General features: G+C 64.7%; 1 protein-coding gene and 1 pseudogene. One reads left to right on the forward strand and one right to left on the reverse strand.

The features are described from left to right. Window positions 1–25: 25 nt before the first annotated feature. Window positions 26–790 (reverse strand): annotated as a pseudogene (locus I5W_RS24190) (Hsp70 family protein); the annotation flags it as partial. Between I5W_RS24190 and I5W_RS34320 the strand changes: the two are divergent. Then, a partial coding sequence (locus I5W_RS34320) for an FAD-binding protein (RefSeq protein ID WP_374702154.1) occupies window positions 679–907 on the forward strand: 229 nt, incomplete at its 3' end. The pseudogene I5W_RS24190 and the gene I5W_RS34320 overlap by 112 nt on opposite strands.

Here is a 907-nt window from a genome sequence, read left to right on the forward strand (position 1 = left end):
GATTAAATGTGAACAGGCCCTAAACTTAAGCGAACTTGCGCGCGGCATCGATGGCCAGCCCGCTGCCGATACTGCCGAACAGGTCGCCTTCCACATGCCTGGCCTTGGGCGCCAGCGCGCCGATGCGTTCGCGCAGCAGGCGCACGCCGCTGGAGCCACCGGTGAAGAAAACGCTATCGATGTCATCGGCGCGCAAACCGGCCTGCTGCAACAGCGCCAGTACAGTCTGCTCCACCGACTGCACCAGGTGGTCGACGGCGGCGTCGAAGTCGCTGCGCTGCAATTGCAACTGCTCGGGCTTGCGCAGGCGTTCCAGATCCAGCAGGGTCTGGTCGGCCGAGGACAGAGCGATCTTGCCGGCCTCCACCTGCAGCGCCAGCCAGTGGCCGCAGCGCTGCTCGACCACGTCCAGCAGTCGGGCAAAGCGTTCGCGGTCGGTCACTTCACGCGCGACGTCCTGCAATTGCTGCCAGGCCTTGCGGGTGTAGAGCTGATTGATGGTGTGCCAGGTGGCCAGGTTGAAGTAATAGCTGGAGGGGATCTCGGCATTGCCCAGAAGGCGCCCGCCCAAGCCCAGCAGCGGCATCACGCAGGCCAGGCTGAAATACTTGTCGAAGTCGGTACCGCCGATGTGCACGCCCCCATTGGCCAGGATATCGTCGCGCCGCTCGCTGCGCGATGCCCGTTGTGGCGACAGGCGCACCAGCGAAAAGTCGGAGGTACCGCCGCCGATGTCGACGATCAAGACCAGCTCTTCCCTATCGATGCGCGACTCATAGTCGAAAGCTGCCAGAGACCGAGGCCCAGGTAGTGGCCATCCTGCGGACCTGCCATGCCCTGCAGGTGCAGATCGTGCCGCGAGGGGCCGGCACGGGTCTGTCCGGTGGCGCCATGCCCATTGCCGATG

The organism is Herbaspirillum sp. B65, from assembly GCF_000333555.1.
GTDB lineage: Bacteria > Pseudomonadota > Gammaproteobacteria > Burkholderiales > Burkholderiaceae_D > Herbaspirillum > Herbaspirillum rubrisubalbicans.